This is a genomic window from Sunxiuqinia rutila (assembly GCF_050589705.1).
GTDB classification, from domain to species: domain Bacteria; phylum Bacteroidota; class Bacteroidia; order Bacteroidales; family Prolixibacteraceae; genus Sunxiuqinia; species Sunxiuqinia rutila.
The window spans coordinates 224,454-245,638 of record NZ_JBNGOT010000005.1 but is presented as its reverse complement, the minus strand read 5'-3'; the positions used below and the strand labels follow the sequence as shown (position 1 = coordinate 245,638).

19 protein-coding genes are annotated in these 21,185 nt (G+C 44.4%); 7 read left to right on the top strand and 12 right to left on the bottom strand.

The genetic code is table 11. The annotated features are described in order from the left end of the window. Nucleotides 1–190: 190 nt before the first annotated feature. A complete protein-coding gene (locus tag ACRD6K_RS08155) occupies nucleotides 191–1,258 on the bottom strand; it encodes a 2-oxoacid:ferredoxin oxidoreductase subunit beta (protein ID WP_299576939.1) in 1,068 nt (355 codons plus the stop codon). Nucleotides 1,259–1,261: 3 nt separating this feature from the next. Next, entirely contained in the window at nucleotides 1,262–3,103 is a 1,842-nt protein-coding gene (locus ACRD6K_RS08150; protein WP_430972857.1) for a 2-oxoacid:acceptor oxidoreductase subunit alpha, read from the bottom strand. A 214-nt stretch (nucleotides 3,104–3,317) separates the two neighbouring features. On the opposite strand from ACRD6K_RS08150, the gene ACRD6K_RS08145 reads away from it, so the two are divergent. From ACRD6K_RS08145 to ACRD6K_RS08130, 4 genes are all read left to right on the top strand, one after another. Further along, nucleotides 3,318–3,833: a gamma carbonic anhydrase family protein gene (locus tag ACRD6K_RS08145; protein ID WP_430972856.1), complete on the top strand. Its 516-nt coding sequence runs from the start codon at nucleotides 3,318–3,320 to the stop codon at nucleotides 3,831–3,833. A gap of 243 nt (nucleotides 3,834–4,076) precedes the next feature. After that, nucleotides 4,077–4,982: a nucleotidyltransferase family protein gene (locus ACRD6K_RS08140; RefSeq protein WP_430972855.1), complete on the top strand. Its 906-nt coding sequence runs from the start codon at nucleotides 4,077–4,079 to the stop codon at nucleotides 4,980–4,982. 182 nt (nucleotides 4,983–5,164) lie between these two features. Beyond that, nucleotides 5,165–6,703, top strand: a complete 1,539-nt coding sequence (locus ACRD6K_RS08135; RefSeq protein WP_430972854.1) for an AbgT family transporter — start codon at nucleotides 5,165–5,167, stop codon at nucleotides 6,701–6,703. Nucleotides 6,704–6,829: 126 nt separating this feature from the next. Continuing rightward, a complete protein-coding gene (locus ACRD6K_RS08130; protein WP_430972853.1) occupies nucleotides 6,830–7,900 on the top strand; it encodes an AI-2E family transporter in 1,071 nt (356 codons plus the stop codon). Nucleotides 7,901–7,950: 50 nt separating this feature from the next. On the opposite strand, the gene murI is transcribed toward ACRD6K_RS08130, so the two are convergent. From murI to ACRD6K_RS08090, 8 genes are all read right to left on the bottom strand, one after another. Next, a complete protein-coding gene (murI, locus tag ACRD6K_RS08125) occupies nucleotides 7,951–8,787 on the bottom strand; it encodes a glutamate racemase (RefSeq protein ID WP_430972852.1) in 837 nt (278 codons plus the stop codon). Between the two features lie 80 nt (nucleotides 8,788–8,867). Continuing rightward, nucleotides 8,868–9,377 carry an OmpH/Skp family outer membrane protein gene (locus ACRD6K_RS08120; RefSeq protein WP_299576925.1) on the bottom strand — a complete coding sequence of 170 codons (510 nt, stop codon included), beginning with the start codon at nucleotides 9,375–9,377 and terminating at the stop codon, nucleotides 8,868–8,870. A 43-nt stretch (nucleotides 9,378–9,420) separates the two neighbouring features. Next, the gene (locus ACRD6K_RS08115; protein ID WP_299576923.1) at nucleotides 9,421–9,936 is read right to left on the bottom strand and encodes an OmpH/Skp family outer membrane protein; all 516 of its coding nucleotides are present in this window, start codon (nucleotides 9,934–9,936) and stop codon (nucleotides 9,421–9,423) included. Nucleotides 9,937–10,000: 64 nt separating this feature from the next. Further along, complete coding sequence (gene bamA, locus ACRD6K_RS08110) at nucleotides 10,001–12,667, bottom strand: outer membrane protein assembly factor BamA (protein WP_299576920.1); 2,667 nt, start codon at nucleotides 12,665–12,667, stop codon at nucleotides 10,001–10,003. Nucleotides 12,668–12,680: 13 nt separating this feature from the next. Then, the gene (uppS, locus tag ACRD6K_RS08105) at nucleotides 12,681–13,424 is read right to left on the bottom strand and encodes an undecaprenyl pyrophosphate synthase (RefSeq protein ID WP_430972851.1); all 744 of its coding nucleotides are present in this window, start codon (nucleotides 13,422–13,424) and stop codon (nucleotides 12,681–12,683) included. Nucleotides 13,425–13,429: 5 nt separating this feature from the next. Then, nucleotides 13,430–14,224 carry a DUF6089 family protein gene (locus ACRD6K_RS08100; RefSeq protein WP_299576916.1) on the bottom strand — a complete coding sequence of 265 codons (795 nt, stop codon included), beginning with the start codon at nucleotides 14,222–14,224 and terminating at the stop codon, nucleotides 13,430–13,432. A 186-nt stretch (nucleotides 14,225–14,410) separates the two neighbouring features. Then, complete coding sequence (locus ACRD6K_RS08095) at nucleotides 14,411–15,292, bottom strand: NAD kinase (protein WP_299576914.1); 882 nt, start codon at nucleotides 15,290–15,292, stop codon at nucleotides 14,411–14,413. Between the two features lie 13 nt (nucleotides 15,293–15,305). Further along, nucleotides 15,306–15,971: a CBS domain-containing protein gene (locus tag ACRD6K_RS08090; RefSeq protein ID WP_430972850.1), complete on the bottom strand. Its 666-nt coding sequence runs from the start codon at nucleotides 15,969–15,971 to the stop codon at nucleotides 15,306–15,308. 54 nt (nucleotides 15,972–16,025) lie between these two features. On the opposite strand from ACRD6K_RS08090, the gene ACRD6K_RS08085 reads away from it, so the two are divergent. Next, on the top strand, nucleotides 16,026–16,742 hold the full coding sequence (locus ACRD6K_RS08085) for a pyridoxine 5'-phosphate synthase (protein ID WP_430972849.1): 717 nt from the start codon (nucleotides 16,026–16,028) through the stop codon (nucleotides 16,740–16,742). 82 nt (nucleotides 16,743–16,824) lie between these two features. Continuing rightward, a complete protein-coding gene (locus ACRD6K_RS08080) occupies nucleotides 16,825–17,634 on the top strand; it encodes an alpha/beta fold hydrolase (RefSeq protein WP_299576908.1) in 810 nt (269 codons plus the stop codon). Between the two features lie 4 nt (nucleotides 17,635–17,638). Here the strand turns inward: ACRD6K_RS08080 and malQ are convergent, their stop codons facing one another. Together malQ and ACRD6K_RS08070 are read right to left on the bottom strand one after the other, a co-directional pair. Next, entirely contained in the window at nucleotides 17,639–19,120 is a 1,482-nt protein-coding gene (gene malQ / locus ACRD6K_RS08075; protein ID WP_430972848.1) for a 4-alpha-glucanotransferase, read from the bottom strand. Next, complete coding sequence (locus tag ACRD6K_RS08070) at nucleotides 19,107–20,204, bottom strand: Gfo/Idh/MocA family protein (RefSeq protein ID WP_430972847.1); 1,098 nt, start codon at nucleotides 20,202–20,204, stop codon at nucleotides 19,107–19,109. Before ACRD6K_RS08070 ends, malQ begins: the two co-directional genes overlap by 14 nt. Before the next feature lie 138 nt (nucleotides 20,205–20,342). Between ACRD6K_RS08070 and ACRD6K_RS08065 the strand changes: the two genes are divergently transcribed. Next, a complete protein-coding gene (locus ACRD6K_RS08065; protein WP_299576902.1) occupies nucleotides 20,343–21,173 on the top strand; it encodes a CvfB family protein in 831 nt (276 codons plus the stop codon). Nucleotides 21,174–21,185 lie beyond the last annotated feature (12 nt).

Genomic DNA, 21,185 nt, shown 5'->3' with positions numbered 1-21,185 from the left:
CATATCACTCATCAGACCTATTCTCACAACACACGATCAGCATTCATTTTCGACTGGAAGAATTCGTTCACTGCCCCCACAACAAAACAAAGAGGCCGCTCCAAATAAACTTGGAACGGCCTCTGCATTATTTTTAAGCCCGACAAAATCTCCGGCTTGCGGGGACATTTCGGACCTTGTTAATTCGACACTAACTGATCGGGCATTTCTTCTTGAAGAAAGGAACAGGCTCGCTGCTGTTGGGCTCATTCACTTCCCACGTGTTTCCGGAACACAGCAACTCATCCATCGAGTTAACCTTCCGATTGGCAGTGACCTCTTCAACCTGCTTCACTAATTCTTCATCATACACCGGTGCTTCAACGGCACGAATAACGCCCATCGCAATTGGAAATTCCGGCAAGCTCATTTGAATCAGCTGCATATGAATGGATAAATCAACCTGTTTGGCATCATGCACCAAAATATCGTCCTGGGTCACCCCATTTTCGCCGATTGTCACCACTTTCAGACGACCACATTCCAGCACCAGACCTTTTTCATTTTCTTTGCCAAAAATCATGGGCTTACCATGCTCCAAGAACAACTGGCGCTCGGCCCGGTGTTTCGGATCAGCAATTTGCTCATGAATTCCGTCATTAAAAATCACACAGTTTTGCAGCACTTCAACAATCGAGGTTCCTTTATGCTTGGCAGCCTCGGCAAATACCTGCTGATTGTGTTTCACGTTCGAATCAACTGCGCGGGCAAAAAAGCTACCGCCTGATCCCAGCACCAACTGTCCGGGAACAAATGGATCTTCAACTGTTCCGAATGGCGACGTTTTGGTGATAAACCCGCGATCAGTTGTTGGTGAATATTGTCCTTTGGTCAGTCCGTAAATCTTGTTGTTGAACAGGATCACGTTCAAATCGATATTACGACGCACCAAGTGAATAAAGTGGTTTCCTCCGATGGCCATGGAGTCACCATCACCCGTAATTACCCATACGTTCAGGTCAGGGTTGGCGCATTTCACTCCCGAGGCAATAGCCGTTGCCCGACCGTGAATGGAGTGAAAGCCAAAGGTACTCATATAGTAAGGGAAACGCGAAGAACAGCCAATTCCGGATATCACCGCAAATTGTTCCTGTGGCACATTCATATCGGCCATGGTGCGCTGAACAGCATTCATAATGGCATAATCACCACAACCAGGACACCAACGTACTTCGTTCTCGCTTTTAAAGTCTTTTATCGTATAATTCAATTCTGTCATGTCTTAGTCCTCCAGTAGTTTTTCGATGTTTTCTTTCAATTCGGTAACCGTAAAAGGCAATCCTTTCAACTTGTTTACCTGATGATACTCAAATCCGGGGACCCGATCTCTCAGGTAAGCCACAAACTGTCCCAGATTCAACTCACAAACAACGATCTTCTTATATTTACTAAATACTTCACGGGTATTGGCCGGCAACGGTTTAATAAAATTGAAATGAGCCAGACTCACATTTTTACCGTCCTTGCGCAATTCGCGAACTGCGCTAACCGTATGTCCATAGGTTCCACCCCAGCTAACAACCAATACATCACCTCCATCTTCATCGCCAAACACTTCCAGCTCAGGAAGCATCCCAACCACTTTCTGCACTTTTTCTTCACGAATCGCACAGTTTTCCTGATGGTTTTCCGGATCATGACTTACTGCTCCTTCAACATTCTTTTCCAATCCGCCAATACGGTGTTGGAATCCAGCCATTCCGGGGAATGCCCACTCGCGTGCCAAGGTTTCAGCATCGCGTTTGTACGCTTTAAATGAACTGCTGTCTTTGGCAATTCGTGGCTTAATTTCAGGGAGCTCACTCATGGCAGGAATACGCCAGGGCTCGCTTCCGTTTCCAAGGAAACCATCCGTCAGCAACACCACAGGAACCATTCGTTCCAATGCGATTTTGCAGGCAAGGTATGCATAGTAGAAACAGTCGGACGGTGTGCTTGCTGCAATAACTACGACAGGGCTTTCACCATTACGTCCGTATAAGGTTTGCAATAAATCCGATTGTTCAGTCTTCGTAGGTAGTCCGGTTGACGGGCCTCCACGTTGTACGTTCACCACCACTAAAGGAAGTTCGGCCATCACAGACAAGCCAAGGGCTTCTGATTTCAACGCTAATCCAGGACCAGAAGTACTGGTTACCGCCAGGTCGCCGGCAAATGCCGCACCGATTGCTGTACAAATTCCGGCAATCTCATCTTCAGCCTGAAAAGTTTTAACCCCTAAATCGCGACGCGCAGCTAAGGCTGTCAATACATCAGTGGCCGGAGTAATTGGGTACGATCCCAGAAAAAGATTCCGCCCGGCTTTTTCAGCAGCTGCCAAAAATCCCCAGGCAGTAGCCTGGTTTCCGTTAATGTTGCGGTAAGTTCCATTTTCAATGGCTGCTGCATCCACCAGGTAACGGGGAGTCATATGCTGCATGTTCATGCCATAGTTGTAGCCACTGTGAAGAACTTTCAGGTTGGACTCAACCACCACCGGTTTTTTAGCAAATTTGGTTTTGATGAAATTTTCAATGTAGTCCATGGGTCTGCCAAACATCCAACAAATGAATCCCAGGGCAAACATATTTTTGCTTCGAAGAACAGATTTATTATCCATTCCAAAATCCTTCAGGCTTTCGCGTGTCAAGCTGGTAATTGGCACCGGAATTTTCTCGTAGTCTTCCAGGTTCAACTCTGCAAAAGGATCTTGGGTTGAGAACTTTGCCTTGTCTAAATTTTTCTGAGAGAAAGAATCCACATCATAAATGATGGTTCCTCCGGGGCGGATAAAGCGAGCATTGGCTTTTACCGCAGCGGGATTCATCGCAATAAGAACATGCGCATCATCTCCAGGAGTGTTCACCTCTTTATGACCAAACTGTACCTGAAAACCCGAAACGCCACCCACAGTTCCCTGAGGAGCCCTGATTTCAGATGGATAATCTGGAAAAGTTGAAATATCGTTCCCAAATAACGCCGTCGCGTCAGAGAACAAAGTACCCGTAAGCTGCATTCCATCACCAGAATCTCCGGAAAATCGAATGCTCACTTCTTCTAACTCAATAACTTTTGTGTCTTTCATTTGACAATTATTTTAAAATAGCTGGATTTTTCCTTATAAATTCTAAAAAAACGACCGCTAAAATAACAATTTATAACTTTGGAACCATTTTGAATAGCGCTCGCAGCCATGGTCATCGAGCAAAAATAATTAATAATTAACAAGGAAAATCAGAAGCATATAATTATTTATAGCTTTTAATATCTTTGTTCTCAATTTAAAATGGATATAGATAATGGCTCTAATAAAACCCCTCAAAGGAAAAACTCCGGTAATTGGCGAAAACTGCTTTTTGGCAGAAAATGCCACCATCATTGGCGATGTTGAAATTGGCGACAACAGCAGTGTATGGTACAGCGCAGTCATTCGCGGCGATGTTCATTCCATCCGAATCGGAAACAATACCAATGTGCAAGATTGTGCCGTCATTCATGCCACCTATCAAAAATCGCCCACCAACATTGGCGATAACGTCATCATTGCTCACGGAGCGATTGTCCACGGATGTACGATAAAAGACCACGTCATGATCGGTATGAATGCGGTTATTTTGGATGATGCAATTATAGAAAGTAACTCCATCATTGCAGCTGGCTCGGTGGTTACCAAAGGGACCCGAGTTGAATCGGGCAGTGTATATGCCGGAATTCCGGCCAAAAAGGTGAAAGCACTGGGCAAAGATTTGCTGGAAGGAGAAATTCACCGGATTGCCAATGCATACCACATGTATGCCAGCTGGTACAAAGAATAGCACAATCCATTCGGTTGCCAGCTAAAGAGAAGGACGGACTTCTTCAGAATGAGATATTCTTCCTATCTTTCAGGCTCAAAATTGACTGACGGTTATACGTGATCGGCTTGCCTTCTGATAAACCCCTGAAGCAGACCGATTACAAGAAGAATGAGGATTTCACCTTCACCTGAAATCAATGATAAAAAATAACGGAAGCTGCGAATTTTCCAGTTTCCACACACAGACGATCAACAAATAATTATGAGTAAAAAACCTACACTATTAATTTTAGCCGCAGGCATGGGAAGCCGCTATGGCGGATTAAAACAAATTGAGCCCATTGGTCCCAACGGAGAAACCATCCTGGAATATTCCATTTTTGATGCCATCCGGGCGGGTTTTGGTAAAGTTGTTTTTGTTATTCGCGATAGCTTTGCAGAAGAGTTTAAAAAACGTTTTGAAAATAAGTTAAGCGATAAAATAGCGGTTGAATATGTTTATCAGGAACTGGACAAACTTCCTGAAGGCTATGCCCTACCCGAAGGACGCGAAAAACCTTGGGGAACCGGACACGCTATTTTGATGGCAAAAGATGTTATAAACGAACCATTTGCCGCTATTAATGCAGACGACTTCTACGGACAGGAAGCTTTTCAGGTAGCTGCTGATTTTCTGACCAGCCAGGTTGCTGAAGATAGCTACAGCATGGTTGGCTACCAGCTCAAAAACACCCTGTCTGAATTCGGTACTGTTTCCCGCGGAATTTGTAAAGTTGATTCGGACAACAAATTGGTTGAAATCACCGAACGTCACCAAATTGCCCGCACAGGTGCCCAAATTACTTTTGCCGATGACAATGGCAACACAGTTCCGGTAGCAGAGGACACTCCTGCTTCGATGAACTTCTGGGGATTTCACCCCAGCTTGTTTCAACATATCGAAAGTCAGTTCAAAGCTTTCCTGGATGAAAAGATGCACCTTCCAAAATCGGAATTTTACATTCCCAGCATCGTATTTGAACTCATTCAGTCGGGCAAAGTAAAAACAGAAGTACTCCGCGCCAGCTCGCCCTGGTTTGGTGTCACTTATCCGGAAGACAAAGCTTATGTTGTTGATCAAGTACAGCAACTGACCCAACAAGGAGCTTATCCTGAAAAGCTCTGGTAATGCCAACAAACGATAGATGAGTATGAAATAGTCCATATTCATCTATCGTTTCAATCCCAAAAACAGAACAAACTCAACGCGGCGAACCTTATATCCATAAAGCCGCACATCATTTAAGTTAATGATTGGTTTAAATAAAACCAGTCCTGAATTGTTTACGAATTTTTTCAAGTAGAACGCTCATGAATAACGCAAAAACCAAAGTAGGATTTTTTCAGAAGATGTTGAACTGGACCGAGCGCGCAGGAAACGCCCTGCCCCACCCGGCCACCTTATTTGCCTTGTTTGCCCTGTTTGCCCTGGTCTTTTCAGCCATTGGCCATTTTATGGCCTGGGAAGTCATTCACCCCGGCACACAAGAAATCATCCGCCCTGTAAACCTGTTGTCTGCTGAAGGGATTCATCGAATTTTACTTGAAATGGTGGAAAATTTTACCGGCTTTGCTCCACTGGGAATCGTTTTGGTTGCCATGCTCGGAATTGGAATTGCCGAGCAAAGTGGCTTGGTTTCTGCAGTTATTCGCATGCTGGTTCTCAACTCGCCACGGCATCTGCTCACCTTCGTACTGGTGTTTTCGGGAATCCTGTCCAACATTGCCTCTGATGTTGGTTATGTATTGCTGATACCGATGGCCGGCGTCATTTTTGCAGCTGTGGGCCGCCACCCGATTGCCGGTATGGCCGCGGCATTTTCCGGAGTTTCCGGCGGTTTTAGCGCCAACCTCGCACTCGGAACCATCGATCCACTGCTGGCAGGTCTTTCGCAGGAAGCCGCACATATTCTCGACCCCAGCTACATGGTCAACGCAACAGCCAACTATTATTTCATGGTTGCTTCAACCTTTATCATTGCGCTGGCCGGTACTTTCGTGACTGAAAAAATTGTGGAACCGCGTTTAGGAACCTACAAAAGTAATAACCCGCACGATGATCATTCGTTTGACAAACTTTCCAAAGCGGAGAAAAAAGGCCTGCTTTGGGCTTTAATCGTTTTCCTGGGCATCACAGCCATCGCCCTTACCGGCCTTATTCCGGCTGATGGGTTCTTACGCGGAACTGATGGCGGCTTCCTGAGCTCTCCCCTCATCGAAGGCGTGGTTGCCATGCTTTTTGTCACAGCAGGAGCCACCGGACTCGCTTACGGATTTACCACCAAAGCCTTTAGCAACGATGCCGACGTAATGAACGGCATGGCTGAGAGCATGAAAACCCTGGCCACCTACCTGGTGCTTGTGTTTTTTGCCGCACAATTTGTCGCTTATTTCAAATGGAGCAACCTGGGGATGATTTTGGCCGTAAAAGGTGCTGAGCTGCTTATGACAGCAGATATTGGCCTCATTCCACTCATGATCCTGTTCATCCTGTTGTCAGCCTCAATTAACATGCTAATGGGTAGCGCCTCGGCCAAATGGGCTATTCTGGCTCCTATTTTCATCCCCATGTTTATGATTATGGGCTATTCTCCGGAGCTATCGCAGGTGGTTTACCGAATTGGTGACAGTGTGACCAATATCATTTCGCCAATGATGAGCTTTTTCGCGCTCATTATCGCCTTTGTTCAAAAATACGATGCCAAGGCAGGCATTGGAACCATCATTGCAACCATGCTCCCTTATTCCATCGTTTTCCTGCTTTTCTGGATCGTCCTGCTGGTTGGCTGGCTCCTGTTTGGTCTGCCATTGGGACCCGATGCGGGCATTCATTATGAAATGATTAACTAATACATTGCCCTTATAGCAAAGAGCATATTCTAACCGGTTTTCAGGCTTGAAATTTTGCATCATCCAAGCGAAACTTTAAGCCTGGATTCTTGTTTAGGATTACATTTAATATGAAGACTTCATCAAATGAACCTCAAAGACATACGAACAACTAATAAGCTGTTATTGGCCATTGCCATTCCGCTGTTTTTCTATTTACTGAAAATCCTGGCTTTCATTTTTATCCCACTCATTGCATCCATGTTTATCGCCCTGCTGTTTCTGCCTTTGATGCGGTGGCTGAATAAAAAGCATGTGCCTAATCCAATCAGCATTCTATTGGTTATTCTGATAATCATTGGAGGCTTAAAAGCCGGTGGCGAATTGATTCAATTATCAAGCAATGAAATCATGACCACCGACAGCCAATTTTTGGAAAAAGCAGAAACAAAACTCACCGCGTTAATCGTATCCATTGAGCAGTTTTTTGGTTTTCAGCGAACTCAGGGCGAAAGCATCCTGTCGCATTACTTCAAAAATGCCGGCAACCTGAAAAACTTTGGCTCAACGGTCGATTTCATCAGCAATACGCTTACGATGACTTTAATGACCCTGTTTTTTACCGTATTGCTACTATCAGGCTCCATCAACTTTCAAAAGGTCCTGAACGACACCATCTTCAAACAACAATATTCTTCGGTCAAAATATTCATGAAAATTGAAAAAGACATCATCAAGTTTGTCGTAGTGAAGTTTTTGATCAGTCTTTTCACCGGAGTCGGCTTTAGTCTTGCCTGTATCTTTTTTGACGTGAGTTACCCCATTTTCTGGGGCTTACTGGCCTTCCTGATCAATTTTGTTCAGATGATCGGCTCTGTCATCTCAGTGGTTCTTCTCTCCGTATTTGCCTTCATAGAGCTTGATCCAACCAGCACGCTCCTGTTTTTCATTCTCAGCATCACCCTTGTCCAGGTACTCATGGGAGGGGTTTTAGAGCCCGTATTCATGGGAAAAACCTTTTCGATCAATGTGATTACCATTTTGGTCATGCTTATGCTATGGGGCTTTATTTGGGGCATTCCGGGCTTAATCATGTCTATTCCCATTACGGTATTCCTTCGAATTATTCTGGAACAGTTTCCCAAGACCCGCTTAATTGCTGATCTGATTTCAGGGCCGGAGCAAAACCTAAAATTCCTGCTCAAGAAGAAAAAATAGAACAGGACTTGATTTAAACGGAAAACTTTTGGAATGACCGATCGCAGGGATTACAATTCGATTTTCCTTGCCCGAATCGGATACCCCAAAAACTGGGCAGCACGGGCTTCAAAAAAGTGAACTTCTTCCGTAGTTAAGAACTTCCGTTCTGAAGTTTTGGTACAATTGGCGTCTATTTCCGGATGGCGATAAAGGTAATCCTGCAACTTTTGAGCAACAATTTTACCTTGTTCAATTACGCGAACCCCTTGCTGTGGAATAAATTTTCGAATGCTTTCGATCAGCAAAGGATAATGCGTACAACCAAGAATCAGGCTGTCAATTAAAGGATCTTTCTGAAACAAAGCCTCCAAATTCTGCTGGATAAAATAATCAGCTCCGGGCGTATTCATCACGTTGTTCTCTACAATCGGCACCCACATGGGGCAGGCTTCCTGGCTGGTTTGCTTCACCCTTCCCTCCGACCACTTTTCCAACTCAATCGGATACGAGTCGGAAGCAACCGTACCCGAAGTGGCTACGACCCCCACATGCCCGTTTTGCGTACTTTGAGCCACCTCTTCAACACTGGGGCGAATAACCCCAAGCACGCGTTTGTGCGGAGCAATCCGCGGCAAATCGCGCTGCTGAATGCTGCGAAGCGCTTTGGCTGAAGCTGTGTTGCAAGCCAGAATAACCAGGTGACAGCCTTCATCAAACAGACGCTTTACCGCTTCCAAGGTATATTCATACACCACATCAAACGAGCGAGTACCGTATGGAGTACGCGCATTGTCGCCCAAATACACAAAATCATACTCGGGCATTTGATTGATAAACTCTTTTAAAACAGTCAGGCCTCCGTAGCCAGAATCGAAAACACCAATAGGGTGATTGCTTGTTGCCATAAAGTTGCTTTGAAAACAAAAGTAAACAAAAAAGCCATCCGGGATTCCCGAATGGCTTTTGATATCTTATTTCTTATGGCTTACTGAATACCCAATTTGGCTTTAACCAAAGGAAGTAAGTCAATACTTTGATTCGACTTGTACAAAACAGCATTGGCGTCAAAAACATAAATCACACCTTGCTCTTTGGCTACGGCTTCAATCGTTTCGTTCGCTTTTGCAAAAATAGGTTGCATCAACTCTCCTTGTTTCTGCTGTATGCGTTGTTGTGCAGAAGAATTGAAGTTTTGGATCCGTTGCTGAAGAGCTTGCAGGTCTTCAACTTTTGATTGATAAACAATCTCCGTTAATGAATCTTGGTTATCTGACAAATCAGCCAATTTTGTTTGATATTCTTGTTGCAAAGCATCCATTTGATCTTCCAAACCTTTCGCTTCTTTTTCAATTGAAGCCTGAGCTGTTTTCGTTTCAGGCATGGCTTGAATCAACGCCTGTGAATCAATGTGTGCAAATTTTAAAGTTTGCGCGTTTACCATTCCAGCTGAAAGGAATAAGACAGCTATTAAACAAATTTTGAAAATACTTTTCATGATCGTTTTCGGATTTTAAAATTTTGGTGACAAATATAGTTTATTAATTTTTATAACCAAGTTTTTCAAGGACTTGGTCACTTAGGTCATATTTGGGATTTGTATACAGCATGGTGAGGCTTCCGGCCTTATCAAAAATCACGGCATAACCTCCATCGGTTGCCAGTTCCTGAACGGCATTAAAAACATCATCCTGGATGGGTTTGATCAGCCCTTGTCTCTTTTTAAACAAGTCGCCTTCGCGCCCAAAATACTTGCGCTGCAATTCTTTATATTCTTTTTCTTTGCTGATAATTACATCCTCGCGTTTCCGTTTCATGTCTTCGGAAAGCAAGACTGCTTCAGCCTGAAAATCCTGATACATTTGCTCAATTTCAGCATGCATAGTTTCCAGTTCTTTCTGGTATTGCTTGGAGATCTGGTCCAATTGTTCCTGAGCCGCAATGTAGGCAGGAATATTTTCTAAAACATATTCGGTATCGATGTAGGCATATTTCTGGGCCATTGCAACTGTTCCAAAAACAATCAGAAAAACAAATAATACTACTTTCTTCTTCATGGCAATTCAATTTAAATTCATACTATTTCCACACAAAACAAATACCGAGCCAAGCTTGTAATCATCAGAACTGCTGTCCGATAACAAAGTGAAACTGGCTTCCTCCAACTGATTTATCACCGTTCACACTGTCAAATCCATACCCCCAGTCGATTCCCATCAAACCAAACATAGGCAGGAAGATTCGCACACCGGCACCAGCCGAACGTTTCAAATCAAAAGGGTTGTAATTTTCAAAATCCATCCAGGCATTACCAGCTTCCATAAATCCGAGGACATAAATAGTAGCCGATGGTTTCAAGGTAACCGGGTAGCGCATTTCCATGGTCAGCTTATTATACATATTTGATCCGGTTGTTGGACTCAAACTGTAGTCTTTGTAACCACGCAATGAAATGATATCGGCTCCGTAAAAGTTATATCCTGACATTCCAGAACCTCCAACGCGGAAACGTTCGAATGGAGAACGTCGGTTCTTGTCGTAATACCCCAGAAATCCATATTCAAATTTGGTGTGCAACACCAGGTCTCTGTCGCGTGAAAGCGGTGTAAACCAAGCTCCTTTCAAATTCCATTTGTGATACTCAATCCATTTGTAACGCTCTTCGCTGGTCAAATCAGGATTACTGTAATCCACATCGTTAAACAAAGAGAATGGAGGAGTTAACTGTACCGTTAATGAGAAATCGGCACCGCTTCGTGAATACAATGGGTTATCAACCGAGTTACGACCAAAAGCGGTTTTGAAACTCAGGTTGTTAAAACCACCACCACCCGATCCATCGTCGTCGCTCAGGAAGTAGTAGTAGTTTGACATATTTTGAAGTTTGTAGTGCTCCAATGAAACTTCGTGATAAACCGTAAAGAAGTCATCGGGCCATGACAAACGGTAACCGTATCCCAAGGCAAATGAAGTGGTCACCTGAATCTGATCATCATCCGTTGTCTCATCATCGTTATATTGGTAATAGTCACCCGGATCATAACCATAGCCGTAACCACCATAGCCATAAGGTGAATAACCATAGGGTGAATAACCGCCATAGCCTCCGTAACCACCGTAGCCACCATAACCACCGTATCCTGATCCGTAAGGACTATAAGAACTATTGTAATAATTATTAGCTGAATAGTTTACGCGAGAGTGCGAAAACGAGATGGAGAATGAATTGGGTTTTTTACCACCTAACCAAGGCTCAATAAATGACACACTGTAAGACTGGTAAAACTTACCACTGGTTTGAGCACGCAAGCTCAAGGTTTGACCATCACCCGTTGGCAACGGACGCCAGGCTTCCTTATTAGGAATGTTGCGAACCGAGAAGTTGGAAAATCGCAATCCGACTGTTCCAACAAACATGTTGGCTCCCCAACCTCCGGAAAGTTCAATCTGGTCGTTGGCTTTTTCCTGCAACTCGTATTTAATATCTACCGTTCCGTCTTCAGGATGTGGAATTACATTGGGATTGATCGCTTCCGGATCAAAATGTCCCAATTGCGACAACTCACGAACTGAACGGATAATTTTCGATTTGCTGAACAAATCACCCGGAATGGTCCGAATCTCGCGACGGGCCACATGTTCGTGGGTTTTGGTGTTTCCTTCAATCAGCACTTTGTTGATGGTCGCTTGATCACCTTCGTAGATCCGCATTTCCAAATCAATCGAATCATTGTCAACCCGTGCTTCCACCGGATCAAGGTTGAAAAACAAATAACCATTATCCAGGTAAAGGTTTCCAACAGCGTCATCATCTTCGGTCAGACGCTTGTTCAACAGCTTCTGATCAAAAACATCTCCTCTTTTAATTCCAAGGTAAGCATCCAGGTACTCTCCAGGGTAAATGGTATTTCCCACCCAGTTCACATCGCCAAAGTAATACTTGTTACCTTCTTCAACCCAGATGTCCAGCTTGATCAGGTCATCATCCAATTTGGTAATGCTGTCTTTGACCACAATCGCATCACGGAATCCCTTTTCGTTGTACTTGCTAACGATATTTTGCTTATCCTCTTCGTACTTCTCTTCGTTGAACTTTTTGGTCAAAAAGAAGTTTCTCAGCTTTTTCGCATTGGTCTTTTTCATGGCTCGGGTCAACACTTTCGTTTTCACCTGATCTACGCCATGAAATTCGATCTCATCAATTTTAACTTTTTCCTTTTTGTCAACATGAATATCCAGCACGACACTGTTTACCGAAGCGGTATCGTCACGTTGTACGATGTTGACTTCTGTATTCAAAAAGCCTTTTTCAAGGAAAATATTTTTGATAACCCGCTCAGCGTTGTTCAACTGATTATCCGTCACCTGACTGCCTTTCAGCAACAGCACCTTTTCGGTAATATCATCTTTTTCACCTTTGGAAACGCCATAGAAGTTAACATCGGCAAGTTTGGGGCGTTCCTGTAGAGAGATCACCAGCCAAATTTTATTACCCTCAACTCTACTTGCATCAATTTTCACATCCGAAAACATCTGGTGTCCCCACAACTTTTTAATCGCTGCGGTAATTTTGTCGCCCGGAACAGTAATCTCATCGCCAACAGCTAGTCCCGAAATCTGGATTAAAACATCCGAGTCTAGATAACGAATACCGACCACATCAATGCCGGCAATCGTGTAGTTTTGGGCACTGGAATACCGGACTGTAAAGTTTGTGTTTTCATTTACCTGGGCGTGAACACTTACACTGAACAGGAATAAAATTAGAAGAAATTTCAGTTTACGCATTTTCTGGGATTAATTAGCTAACTAATTGTTGGCTGGTTTTACCAAACCTTCTTTCTCTGTTTTGAAAGTCGCAGATGGCTTCAAATAGGTTTTCTTTACGGAAGTCGGGCCAAAGTGTAGGAGTAAAATAGAACTCGGCATAAGCAATTTGCCAAAGTAAAAAGTTACTCACCCGATTCTCGCCGCTTGTCCGAATAAGTAATTCGGGGTCTGGTATTCCAACTGTAGCAAGGTATTTATCAAGTAGGTTTTTATCTATTTCGTTAATTTGGAGGGTGCCATCCACCACTTCATAGGCTATTTTTTTAATTGCTTCGGTGATTTCCCATTTCGCACTGTAGCTTAAGGCCAGCACCAAGGTTAGTCCGGTACAATCCTTCAGCTCGTTGATGGACCAGTTCAGTTTCACCTGAACTTCTTCGGGCAAGCTGTTAAAATCTCCAATCATGGTCAGACGAACATTTTGCTTTTTTAACTTAGCCGTCTCCTCATTTATCGCCTGAACCAACAATCCCATCAAGGCATTAACTTCCGCCTGAGGTCGTCCCCAATTTTCAGTTGAGAATGCATACAGGGTTAAATATTCAAGACCAATTTCTACTGCCCCTTCAACGGTTGAACGCACGGATTCTACGCCATGTTCGTGTCCAAAAACTCGTTGATTGCCATGTTGAGTTGCCCATCTCCCATTGCCATCCATAATGATCGCGATGTGCTTAGGTAGCTTGGCTTGTTGTATTTTATCTTTAATGGTCATTTAGTCTATTTAATATTTTCATACACCGGGCATTCCTGGTCGCCCCTATAAAACCGATAGGTCAAATGAATTCCCAAATGATAGGTAAAATCGTTATTGTGCAGAAAGGTGTTATAGCTTTTCCAGGCTCCCTGCGAACTCCCGTTCGGACCATCAGTCAATGAATAGAATTTTCGAGGATCATCCAGATCATCCACCTTGTCGTTGAAATACTTCCTCAAAATCGCCTCTATTCCTATCCCCATGCGTTCGCCAATATTGAACTTGAAACCAAAGCCAATCGGCACATTCAACCCAATGATCGATTCCTCTTTTTCAAGAATTAATTCATCATGAATTTCCGCAGGGACAATACCTAACTGCTCATTGTTCAGGTAGTACACCATGGGTGACAAGAGTGCCGGGTCGTAAGTATACTTGTACAAACTGGTTCCTAAACCACTCATCAAATAAGTGGTCATTGAATGCCGCTTACTTCCGATGATGTACCGAAAGAAATTGAACTCGCCCATGACAGAAACATCCGTCATAAACTTGTCAAACTCCCAGGGATCTGCTTCATATTTCCCGGTAGCCCCAATCGTTCCCGCCATCAGACTGGTCCGTAAACTCAGCCGTGAATTAAAGTTATAACGAAAGAATACTCCCACATTTGGATTCAAAGAACTTGCCTGATCAATCTGAGTCATGTCTCCCAAGTAACTGCCAACGCCACCCCATATACCAATATCTGCTGTTTCCTGAGCAGAAATTGAACTAAAAGTCAGGATGCTACAAACGATTAAAAAAAATCTTTTCATCGACTATCGTTTTCATTGAAAGGTTGCTAATAAAAAGACAGTATCGTAAAATATTCTGGCATTTAACAACAACATTAAAACATAACTCCTTTCAAGAGCTACAAAAGTAATATAATTCTGAAAACATCTTACCGACTGCCTATTATAAAACCGAAATAGAGGTTAAAAATTGTTAAGCTAAATTGATTAATTTCTCTTGTCTGCGCCCCACATCAACTTGTTGCGGAGGGTGCTAAAGAAACCATGCCCGGGAAGTTTCAATGTTTTCACATGAAAATCGGCTTTTTGAATGCGCAGTTCACCCGGAAAATTAATGGCTTCGGAGCGTGAATCAAGTGAAGCCTGAAACTGGTGCCCCCGCCCCTCAACCTGCAAGCGCAGGGTGATATTTTCGGGCACCACAATCGGGCGAACCGTTAAGTTGTGGGGAGCAATAGGTGTTATGATTAAACTTTTGGAATCCGGGGTTAAGATGGGACCACCCACACTCAGCGAATAAGCTGTTGAGCCGGTTGGTGTGGCAATAATCAATCCATCGGCCCAATAAGTACTGAGGTATTCTTCATTCAGATAGGTATGAATACTAATCATCGAAGAGGTATCGAGCTTGGTTATTGCAATTTCATTTAAGGCATAATTGAAATCGCCAAACAAGTGCTCATGTTCATTTAGCTGAAGCAAAGAGCGCTCTTCAATTTCATAGTTTCCCTGCAAAATGGAATCGATCGCCTCCTGCATGTCTTCTCGCGAAATATCCGACAAAAACCCAAGGCGTCCCAGGTTGAGTCCAATTGCCGGAATAGACTTGTTTTTCAGGGTTAAGACCGACTGCAAGAAAGTCCCGTCACCACCAATACTAATCAGGAAACTAACGTCATCGGGTAAATCCTTGCCCGAATTAAACAGGCCGGCCACCTCCGGACGGATCAGACAGTGTTTTTGCACAAAGTCGAAAAACGGCCGGTACATGTACGTACTAATATTTCGCTCTTTCAACAAGGAAAATAATTTGGCCAGATCAGGGGTGTAAGTTAGGTCTGTGCTAATTCCAAAAATTGCAATAATCATAGGTTTGCCTGTGCTAAATATTCATATACTTGATCAACTGATTAAACCGGTCGTCATACAGGTTATTCAGGATTGCCTCATCCATAAAAACCGCCCGGATTGAATAGTCGTATCGCACAAAAGTCTGAATAATTGGTGAAAGATCAATCTGATTTATTTTCAAGGTGACCAACAATTCTTTTGAATCCTCTTCCTTGTAGGTATATAAACTCAAAATTTTAGCGTCATTGCCTTCTACAATTTGGGCAATTTGCGAAAGCGAATAGTCTATTGGCGTCAATTCCAACACAATTATCCCCCCCGGCTCATGCACAGCAACCAGCGTGGCAAATTTCCGGGATAAATCCATCACCGAAATACACCCAAGGTAATTGTGTTTCAAATCAAGCACAGGTACCAGGCTCAGCTTCAGTTCAGACATAATGGAAGCCACTTCATAAATATGTTGATTGGAATGTACATGCGGATGGACCAGATGCTCGCGGCAATCGTCCATCTTTTTCTCAATCAAATTCAAATCATAAATTGCTTTATCCGAGATCAAGCCAATGTACTCTCCTTTATCAACAACCGGAAGATGAGAGAGCCTGAAAATCTCCATCCAGTTCAGCGCTTTTTGCCCGTCATCGGTCAGGCGTAAGGAAGGAATAACGTCCGATATGAGTTCTTTTGCAATCAATTTTTTACTTGTTTCAATTCTATGTTGTAACTTGCAGCCCTCTATTTATTCGATATGACAAGACTAAGTGTAAATATAAACAAAATAGCAACATTAAGAAATTCGCGCGGGGGCCAAACCCCCAGTGTACTTGATGCTGCAATCAACTGTGAGAAGTTTGGTGCTGAAGGAATTACCGTACATCCACGTCCCGACGAACGGCACATTACCCGTCAGGATGTTTACGACATTAAGCCCCACATTACCACCGAGTTTAACATTGAAGGCTACCCCAGTGAAGATTTTATCAAACTGGTAACTGATGTAAAGGCAACCCAGGCCACATTGGTGCCCGACCAACCCGGACAATTGACTTCGGACCACGGATGGGACACCATCAAGCATCACGACTTTTTGGTTGATGTGATTGCCCGGCTAAAAGCCGAAGGCATTCGGACCTCGATTTTTGTCGATCCTGATGTGCATATTATTGAAGCAGCAGCCAAAATCGGAGCCGACCGGATTGAGCTTTACACCGAACCCTACGCGACCATGTACCCGGAGGATCCGGATAAAGCCATTGCTCCGTTCATAAAAGCAGCTGAGCTGGCCCGGCAATTGCACCTGGGCATCAATGCCGGACATGACCTAAGCTTGAAAAACCTCAAGTTTTTGATCGATAAAATTCCTTACATCGACGAAGTTTCCATTGGCCACGCTTTGATTTCAGATGCACTTTACCTGGGCTTGAAAAACACCATTCACGAGTACCTGGACTGCATTCGCCCCTAAGCACTGGGAACAAAACATACGGCTGGCTGTTTCCCTTTGTGATTAGTTAAAAAGAACAGCACCCTGCATTTTGGAATCTATCATGAAGTTATTTTACCGCGAAGAAGGCAAAGAAAACCCCAAAACCATTGTCATCGTCCACGGGCTTTACGGCTCGTCGGACAATTGGTTGACTGTTGGAAAAAAACTGGGCAAGAAGCATCATGTGTATCTGATTGATCAGCGCAACCACGGACGCTCACCCAATGCGGATGCACACAATTACCAAGACATGACCAACGACCTGGCCAACTTTTTTGACGAGCACCAAATTGACAAGGCCACCGTAATCGGTCATAGTATGGGTGGAAAAACAGCCATGTTTTTTGCTTCAGAATATCCTGAGAAAATTGACAAACTGATTGTTGCCGATATTGCTCCGAAAGATTATTTTGAACTACAGGATAAAAGCCAATACTACCAGCACCAATATATTCTGGAATCGTTGAAAGAGGTGCGCAAACACCAGTTTGAGACACGCGAGGAAATCCGCGATTTCCTCGAACTACAGCTCGACAACAAAGGACTGGTTCTGTTCCTGCTAAAAAATGTATACCGCAACAAGGAAACCAAAAAGTTTGACTGCCGGATCAATGTCGATGTGCTTTACGACCATTTGGACGAAGTAATCAGCGGGGTTAACTACCGGTGGCTTGAAGACCGTATGCCCATTTTAAACTACCCTGTTCTGTTTATCAAAGGCGAACAGTCTCCTTATATTTCGAAAGAGGACGAGGAAAAAATCAAGGAAATTTATCCGGAAGCACAACTTACAACCATTCCCAATGCCGGACACTGGCTTCATGCCGAACAGCCCCAGCTATTCATGGAAGCCCTGGAGCAGTTTATCTAAGCGATTAACAGCGATTGTATTTTTCCGTAATTTGCTTCAGAAAACGACGGCGAGCGGGGCGAATCTGTTTCCACTCAAAGCGCCACTCCCAGTTTCCGGCAGCCACCCCCGGAACATTCATCCGCCCTTTGGTGTCCAGCTGCAGCAAATCCTGCATGGGCATCATAGCCAATTCGGCAACCGAACCCCAAGTAGCTTCAAGAATCGCGTCAAGCGCCCTTCGCCTGCCACGCTTAAAGTAACGTCGGATGTTTCTGCGCTCCACACTTGTCGCCGAGTTCAACCAACCCAAAGTCGTGTCGTTATCATGCGTTCCGGTGTAAACTACAAAGTTTCGTCCATAATTATGCGGCAGGTGCTCATTGGCCGCATCCGAAGCAAAACCAAACTGCAGCACTTTCATTCCCGGCAGCTTAAACTCGTCCCGCAACGCCTCCACTTCCTGCGTAATGACTCCTAAATCCTCAGCCACTACCGGAAAATCGCCAATTTGCGACTTCAACAGCTTCAGCATTTCATAGCCTTTGGCCGGGCACCATTCCCCATGAATAGCCGTCGTCTCTCCCGCAGGCACCGACCAAAATGATTCCAGTCCCCGGAAATGATCAATCCGCACCCGGTCAAACATTTTCAAGCAAAAGTGCATGCGTGCCATCCACCAGTCGTAGTTTCGTTCAGCCAAGCGGCTCCAGTCAAAAACCGGACAGCCCCACATCTGACCTGTTTCGCTAAAATAATCCGGAGGAACTCCCCCCACATGCGTAGGCCGACCTTCCTCGTCCAGCAAAAACAAGTCTTGGTTAGCCCACACATCCGAGCTATCCAGCGCAACATACAACGGAAGGTCGCCAAACAACTGAATACCGCTCTCATTGGCATAATCCTTAAGCTCGAACCACTGCTTGAAAAAAATGAACTGGACAAAGCGGTGAAAATTGATCGATTCAACATAAGTCAAATGGGCTTTATCCAACGCATGCACATCGCGTTTCTTATAAGGAAGCTTCCATTCGTTCCACAACAACTCCGTATTCTGCTCTTTCAACGCTTGAAACAAAGCATAGTCATCCAACCACCACGAATGCTCGCCCAAAAACTGATAATACGCCTCCTTAAAGTAATCAAACTGCCCCTCAAAACATTCATAGGCCTTTTTCAAAAGCCTTCTTTTGTGAGGTGCCAGACGGTCGTAATCAACCTTCTCGCTTGGAAGCCGGGTCAAATCGGCCAAGTCTGATTCGCTTAAAAGCTCCTCTTCCACCAACTTACCCAGACTAATTAACAGCTCGCTTCCAGCAAAAACAGAATAACTTTGGTAAGGTGAGTTGCCATAGCCCGTGGGCCCCAAAGGCAAAATCTGCCACCACTTCTGCCCCGTTTCTTTCAGAAAATCAACAAAGGCAAAGGCATCGGCCCCCATGCTACCAATCCCGTACTTTCCGGGAAGCGAGCTAATATGCACCAGTATTCCACTACTTCTTGACATGTACGGATACCTGTTTTCGGAATGAACTCAAGTGGGTGGCCGTTTCGCGCACCAAACGCTGAACCGCCAAGCCATGCTGCAAATCCGGAACAAATGCTTTCTCATCAGCTCCACCTAAAAACAAATAGTGCGCATGCACCATCGAACGCAACCAGCCTGGAGGCACATGCCCCGATGGGAAACTACTGATTGGCTTATAGTGGCTACCAACAGGCTGATTAATCCACTGCTGGGTTTCTTCCAGAAAATAATCGAAAGACTCGGGACGCTGCGAGGTATAACGCAGGGTTCCCTTTTCTGCATAAATCTCAAGATAAACCAAGTCACCGGAACCAGAGCTAATGCGACTGGCCGACATATTTCCTACTGCCCGTGTAACCGGGTCAACCAGCGAAAGCGAAGAAAACAAATCTGAATCCCCGGGCACATCTGCAAAATCACCGCCCTGCAATGCGCTGGTAATTTCGAGCTGTTCGCCTAAAAAAGAAAGCAACAAGCTAATGCCATGAGAGCCCAAATCAGCCATAGCACCACCATCAGGCGCTGGTGTTAAGCGGGTTTTTCGCTTGTCGCGATAACTTTTCTGCAAATAATCGCCATGGTAATATTTCAAGTCGAAATGAATGGGTCTGCCCAGTTTTCCGGATTTCCAGAAAGCAATCGCTTCGCGCACAGATGCCGTTTGCAGATACTGAAATCCCACCTGTACTTTTTTACCTGCTAAGGCTAAAGCGGCCAGTTCCTGCTCCTCCTGCAAACTCGAGCAAACTGGTTTTTCCAGGTAAATACGTTTCACATTGGGCATCTGGGCTACAGCTTTCAAATGCTCGGCGTGCACCTTATTCGGACCAAGAATCAAGACCGTATCAATGGCGTCATTCTGCAAAAAATCAGCCTCATCCTGAGATTGCCGGAACCCATAATCCCGGGCAAATTGCTGACGACTTTCTTCCCGCTGCGAGCATACCGATTCAAAAACAACCGGTGGCATTTCCGGGTAATAATATCGTAGTGAATTCAATGAATAAGCGTGAGCTTTGGCAATTCCTCCAGCACCTAAAAATCCAATTTTAACCGTTGACATAAGTAAGTTTTTTCAGTTTGACTGTCAAAAATAAACCTTTTCTCCTGAACCAGTTGACTTTCCATATTAAATCGAAGAGTTATTACCAAAATTTCCGCCGAAAGCGTACCTTTGCCTGTTCAAATAAAACACAAAGAAATGGCAGCAATAGGCTTGATGAACGAATTGGAAGTTGTAAAAGAAGTTGATTTTGGGGTTTACCTTGACGGTGGCCCGCATGGTGAGATTTTAATGCCTAAGCGGTATGTGCCTGAAGGGTGCAAACCAGGCGACATTCTTAGTGTTTTTATTTACCTCGACTCGGAAGACCGTTTGGTCGCCACCAGTGACCGTCCCAAGGCGATGGTTGGCGAATTTGCCTTTCTGCCGGTTGTTTCGGTTACCGGAGTTGGTGCCTTCCTGGACTGGGGACTTCCTAAAGATTTGCTGGTTCCATTCCGTGAGCAGCAACAAACCATGGAAGCTGGACACTCCTACCTGGTTTACGTTTACCTCGACGATGAAAGCCAGCGCATTGCTGCGACCTCGAAGCTGGATAAATGTGTCGATAACGTTCCCATCGATTATGAAGTGGGCGAAGAGGTGGACCTGATCGTTGCCAGACAAACCGATTTGGGCTTCAAGGCTATTATTGACAACAGCCACTGGGGAATGATCTATAAAAACGAAGTATTCCAGCCGCTGAAAGTCGGACAAAAAATCAAAGGTTTTATCAAAAACATCCGGGAAGATGAGAAGATTGACCTTTCGCTTCAAAAAGAAGGTTACGAGAAAATTGACGATATTTCGCAAGGCATTTTGAACAAGCTGGCTGCCAACGATGGTTTCTTGCCGTTAACCGATAAAAGTTCGCCCGAATTGATTCAGGCCACCTTCCATATCAGCAAAAAGAATTTCAAAAAAGCCATTGGCTCCTTGTACAAGCATCGTTTAATTTCGCTGGAAGACAACGGAATTAAACTGCTTTAAGTGTTCAATTAA

What these genes read in the sequence shown, in the direction of transcription:
- ACRD6K_RS08155 (WP_299576939.1), bottom strand. Translation starts at nt 1,258, where the DNA reads ATGACAGAATTGAATTATACGATAAAAGACTTTAAAAGCGAGAACGAA.
- ACRD6K_RS08150 (WP_430972857.1), bottom strand. Translation starts at nt 3,103, where the DNA reads ATGAAAGACACAAAAGTTATTGAGTTAGAAGAAGTGAGCATTCGATTT.
- ACRD6K_RS08145 (WP_430972856.1), top strand. Translation starts at nt 3,318, where the DNA reads ATGGCTCTAATAAAACCCCTCAAAGGAAAAACTCCGGTAATTGGCGAA.
- ACRD6K_RS08140 (WP_430972855.1), top strand. Translation starts at nt 4,077, where the DNA reads ATGAGTAAAAAACCTACACTATTAATTTTAGCCGCAGGCATGGGAAGC.
- ACRD6K_RS08135 (WP_430972854.1), top strand. Translation starts at nt 5,165, where the DNA reads ATGAATAACGCAAAAACCAAAGTAGGATTTTTTCAGAAGATGTTGAAC.
- ACRD6K_RS08130 (WP_430972853.1), top strand. Translation starts at nt 6,830, where the DNA reads ATGAACCTCAAAGACATACGAACAACTAATAAGCTGTTATTGGCCATT.
- murI (WP_430972852.1), bottom strand. Translation starts at nt 8,787, where the DNA reads ATGGCAACAAGCAATCACCCTATTGGTGTTTTCGATTCTGGCTACGGA.
- ACRD6K_RS08120 (WP_299576925.1), bottom strand. Translation starts at nt 9,377, where the DNA reads ATGAAAAGTATTTTCAAAATTTGTTTAATAGCTGTCTTATTCCTTTCA.
- ACRD6K_RS08115 (WP_299576923.1), bottom strand. Translation starts at nt 9,936, where the DNA reads ATGAAGAAGAAAGTAGTATTATTTGTTTTTCTGATTGTTTTTGGAACA.
- bamA (WP_299576920.1), bottom strand. Translation starts at nt 12,667, where the DNA reads ATGCGTAAACTGAAATTTCTTCTAATTTTATTCCTGTTCAGTGTAAGT.
- uppS (WP_430972851.1), bottom strand. Translation starts at nt 13,424, where the DNA reads ATGACCATTAAAGATAAAATACAACAAGCCAAGCTACCTAAGCACATC.
- ACRD6K_RS08100 (WP_299576916.1), bottom strand. Translation starts at nt 14,224, where the DNA reads ATGAAAAGATTTTTTTTAATCGTTTGTAGCATCCTGACTTTTAGTTCA.
- ACRD6K_RS08095 (WP_299576914.1), bottom strand. Translation starts at nt 15,292, where the DNA reads ATGATTATTGCAATTTTTGGAATTAGCACAGACCTAACTTACACCCCT.
- ACRD6K_RS08085 (WP_430972849.1), top strand. Translation starts at nt 16,026, where the DNA reads ATGACAAGACTAAGTGTAAATATAAACAAAATAGCAACATTAAGAAAT.
- ACRD6K_RS08080 (WP_299576908.1), top strand. Translation starts at nt 16,825, where the DNA reads ATGAAGTTATTTTACCGCGAAGAAGGCAAAGAAAACCCCAAAACCATT.
- malQ (WP_430972848.1), bottom strand. Translation starts at nt 19,120, where the DNA reads ATGTCAAGAAGTAGTGGAATACTGGTGCATATTAGCTCGCTTCCCGGA.
- ACRD6K_RS08070 (WP_430972847.1), bottom strand. Translation starts at nt 20,204, where the DNA reads ATGTCAACGGTTAAAATTGGATTTTTAGGTGCTGGAGGAATTGCCAAA.
- ACRD6K_RS08065 (WP_299576902.1), top strand. Translation starts at nt 20,343, where the DNA reads ATGGCAGCAATAGGCTTGATGAACGAATTGGAAGTTGTAAAAGAAGTT.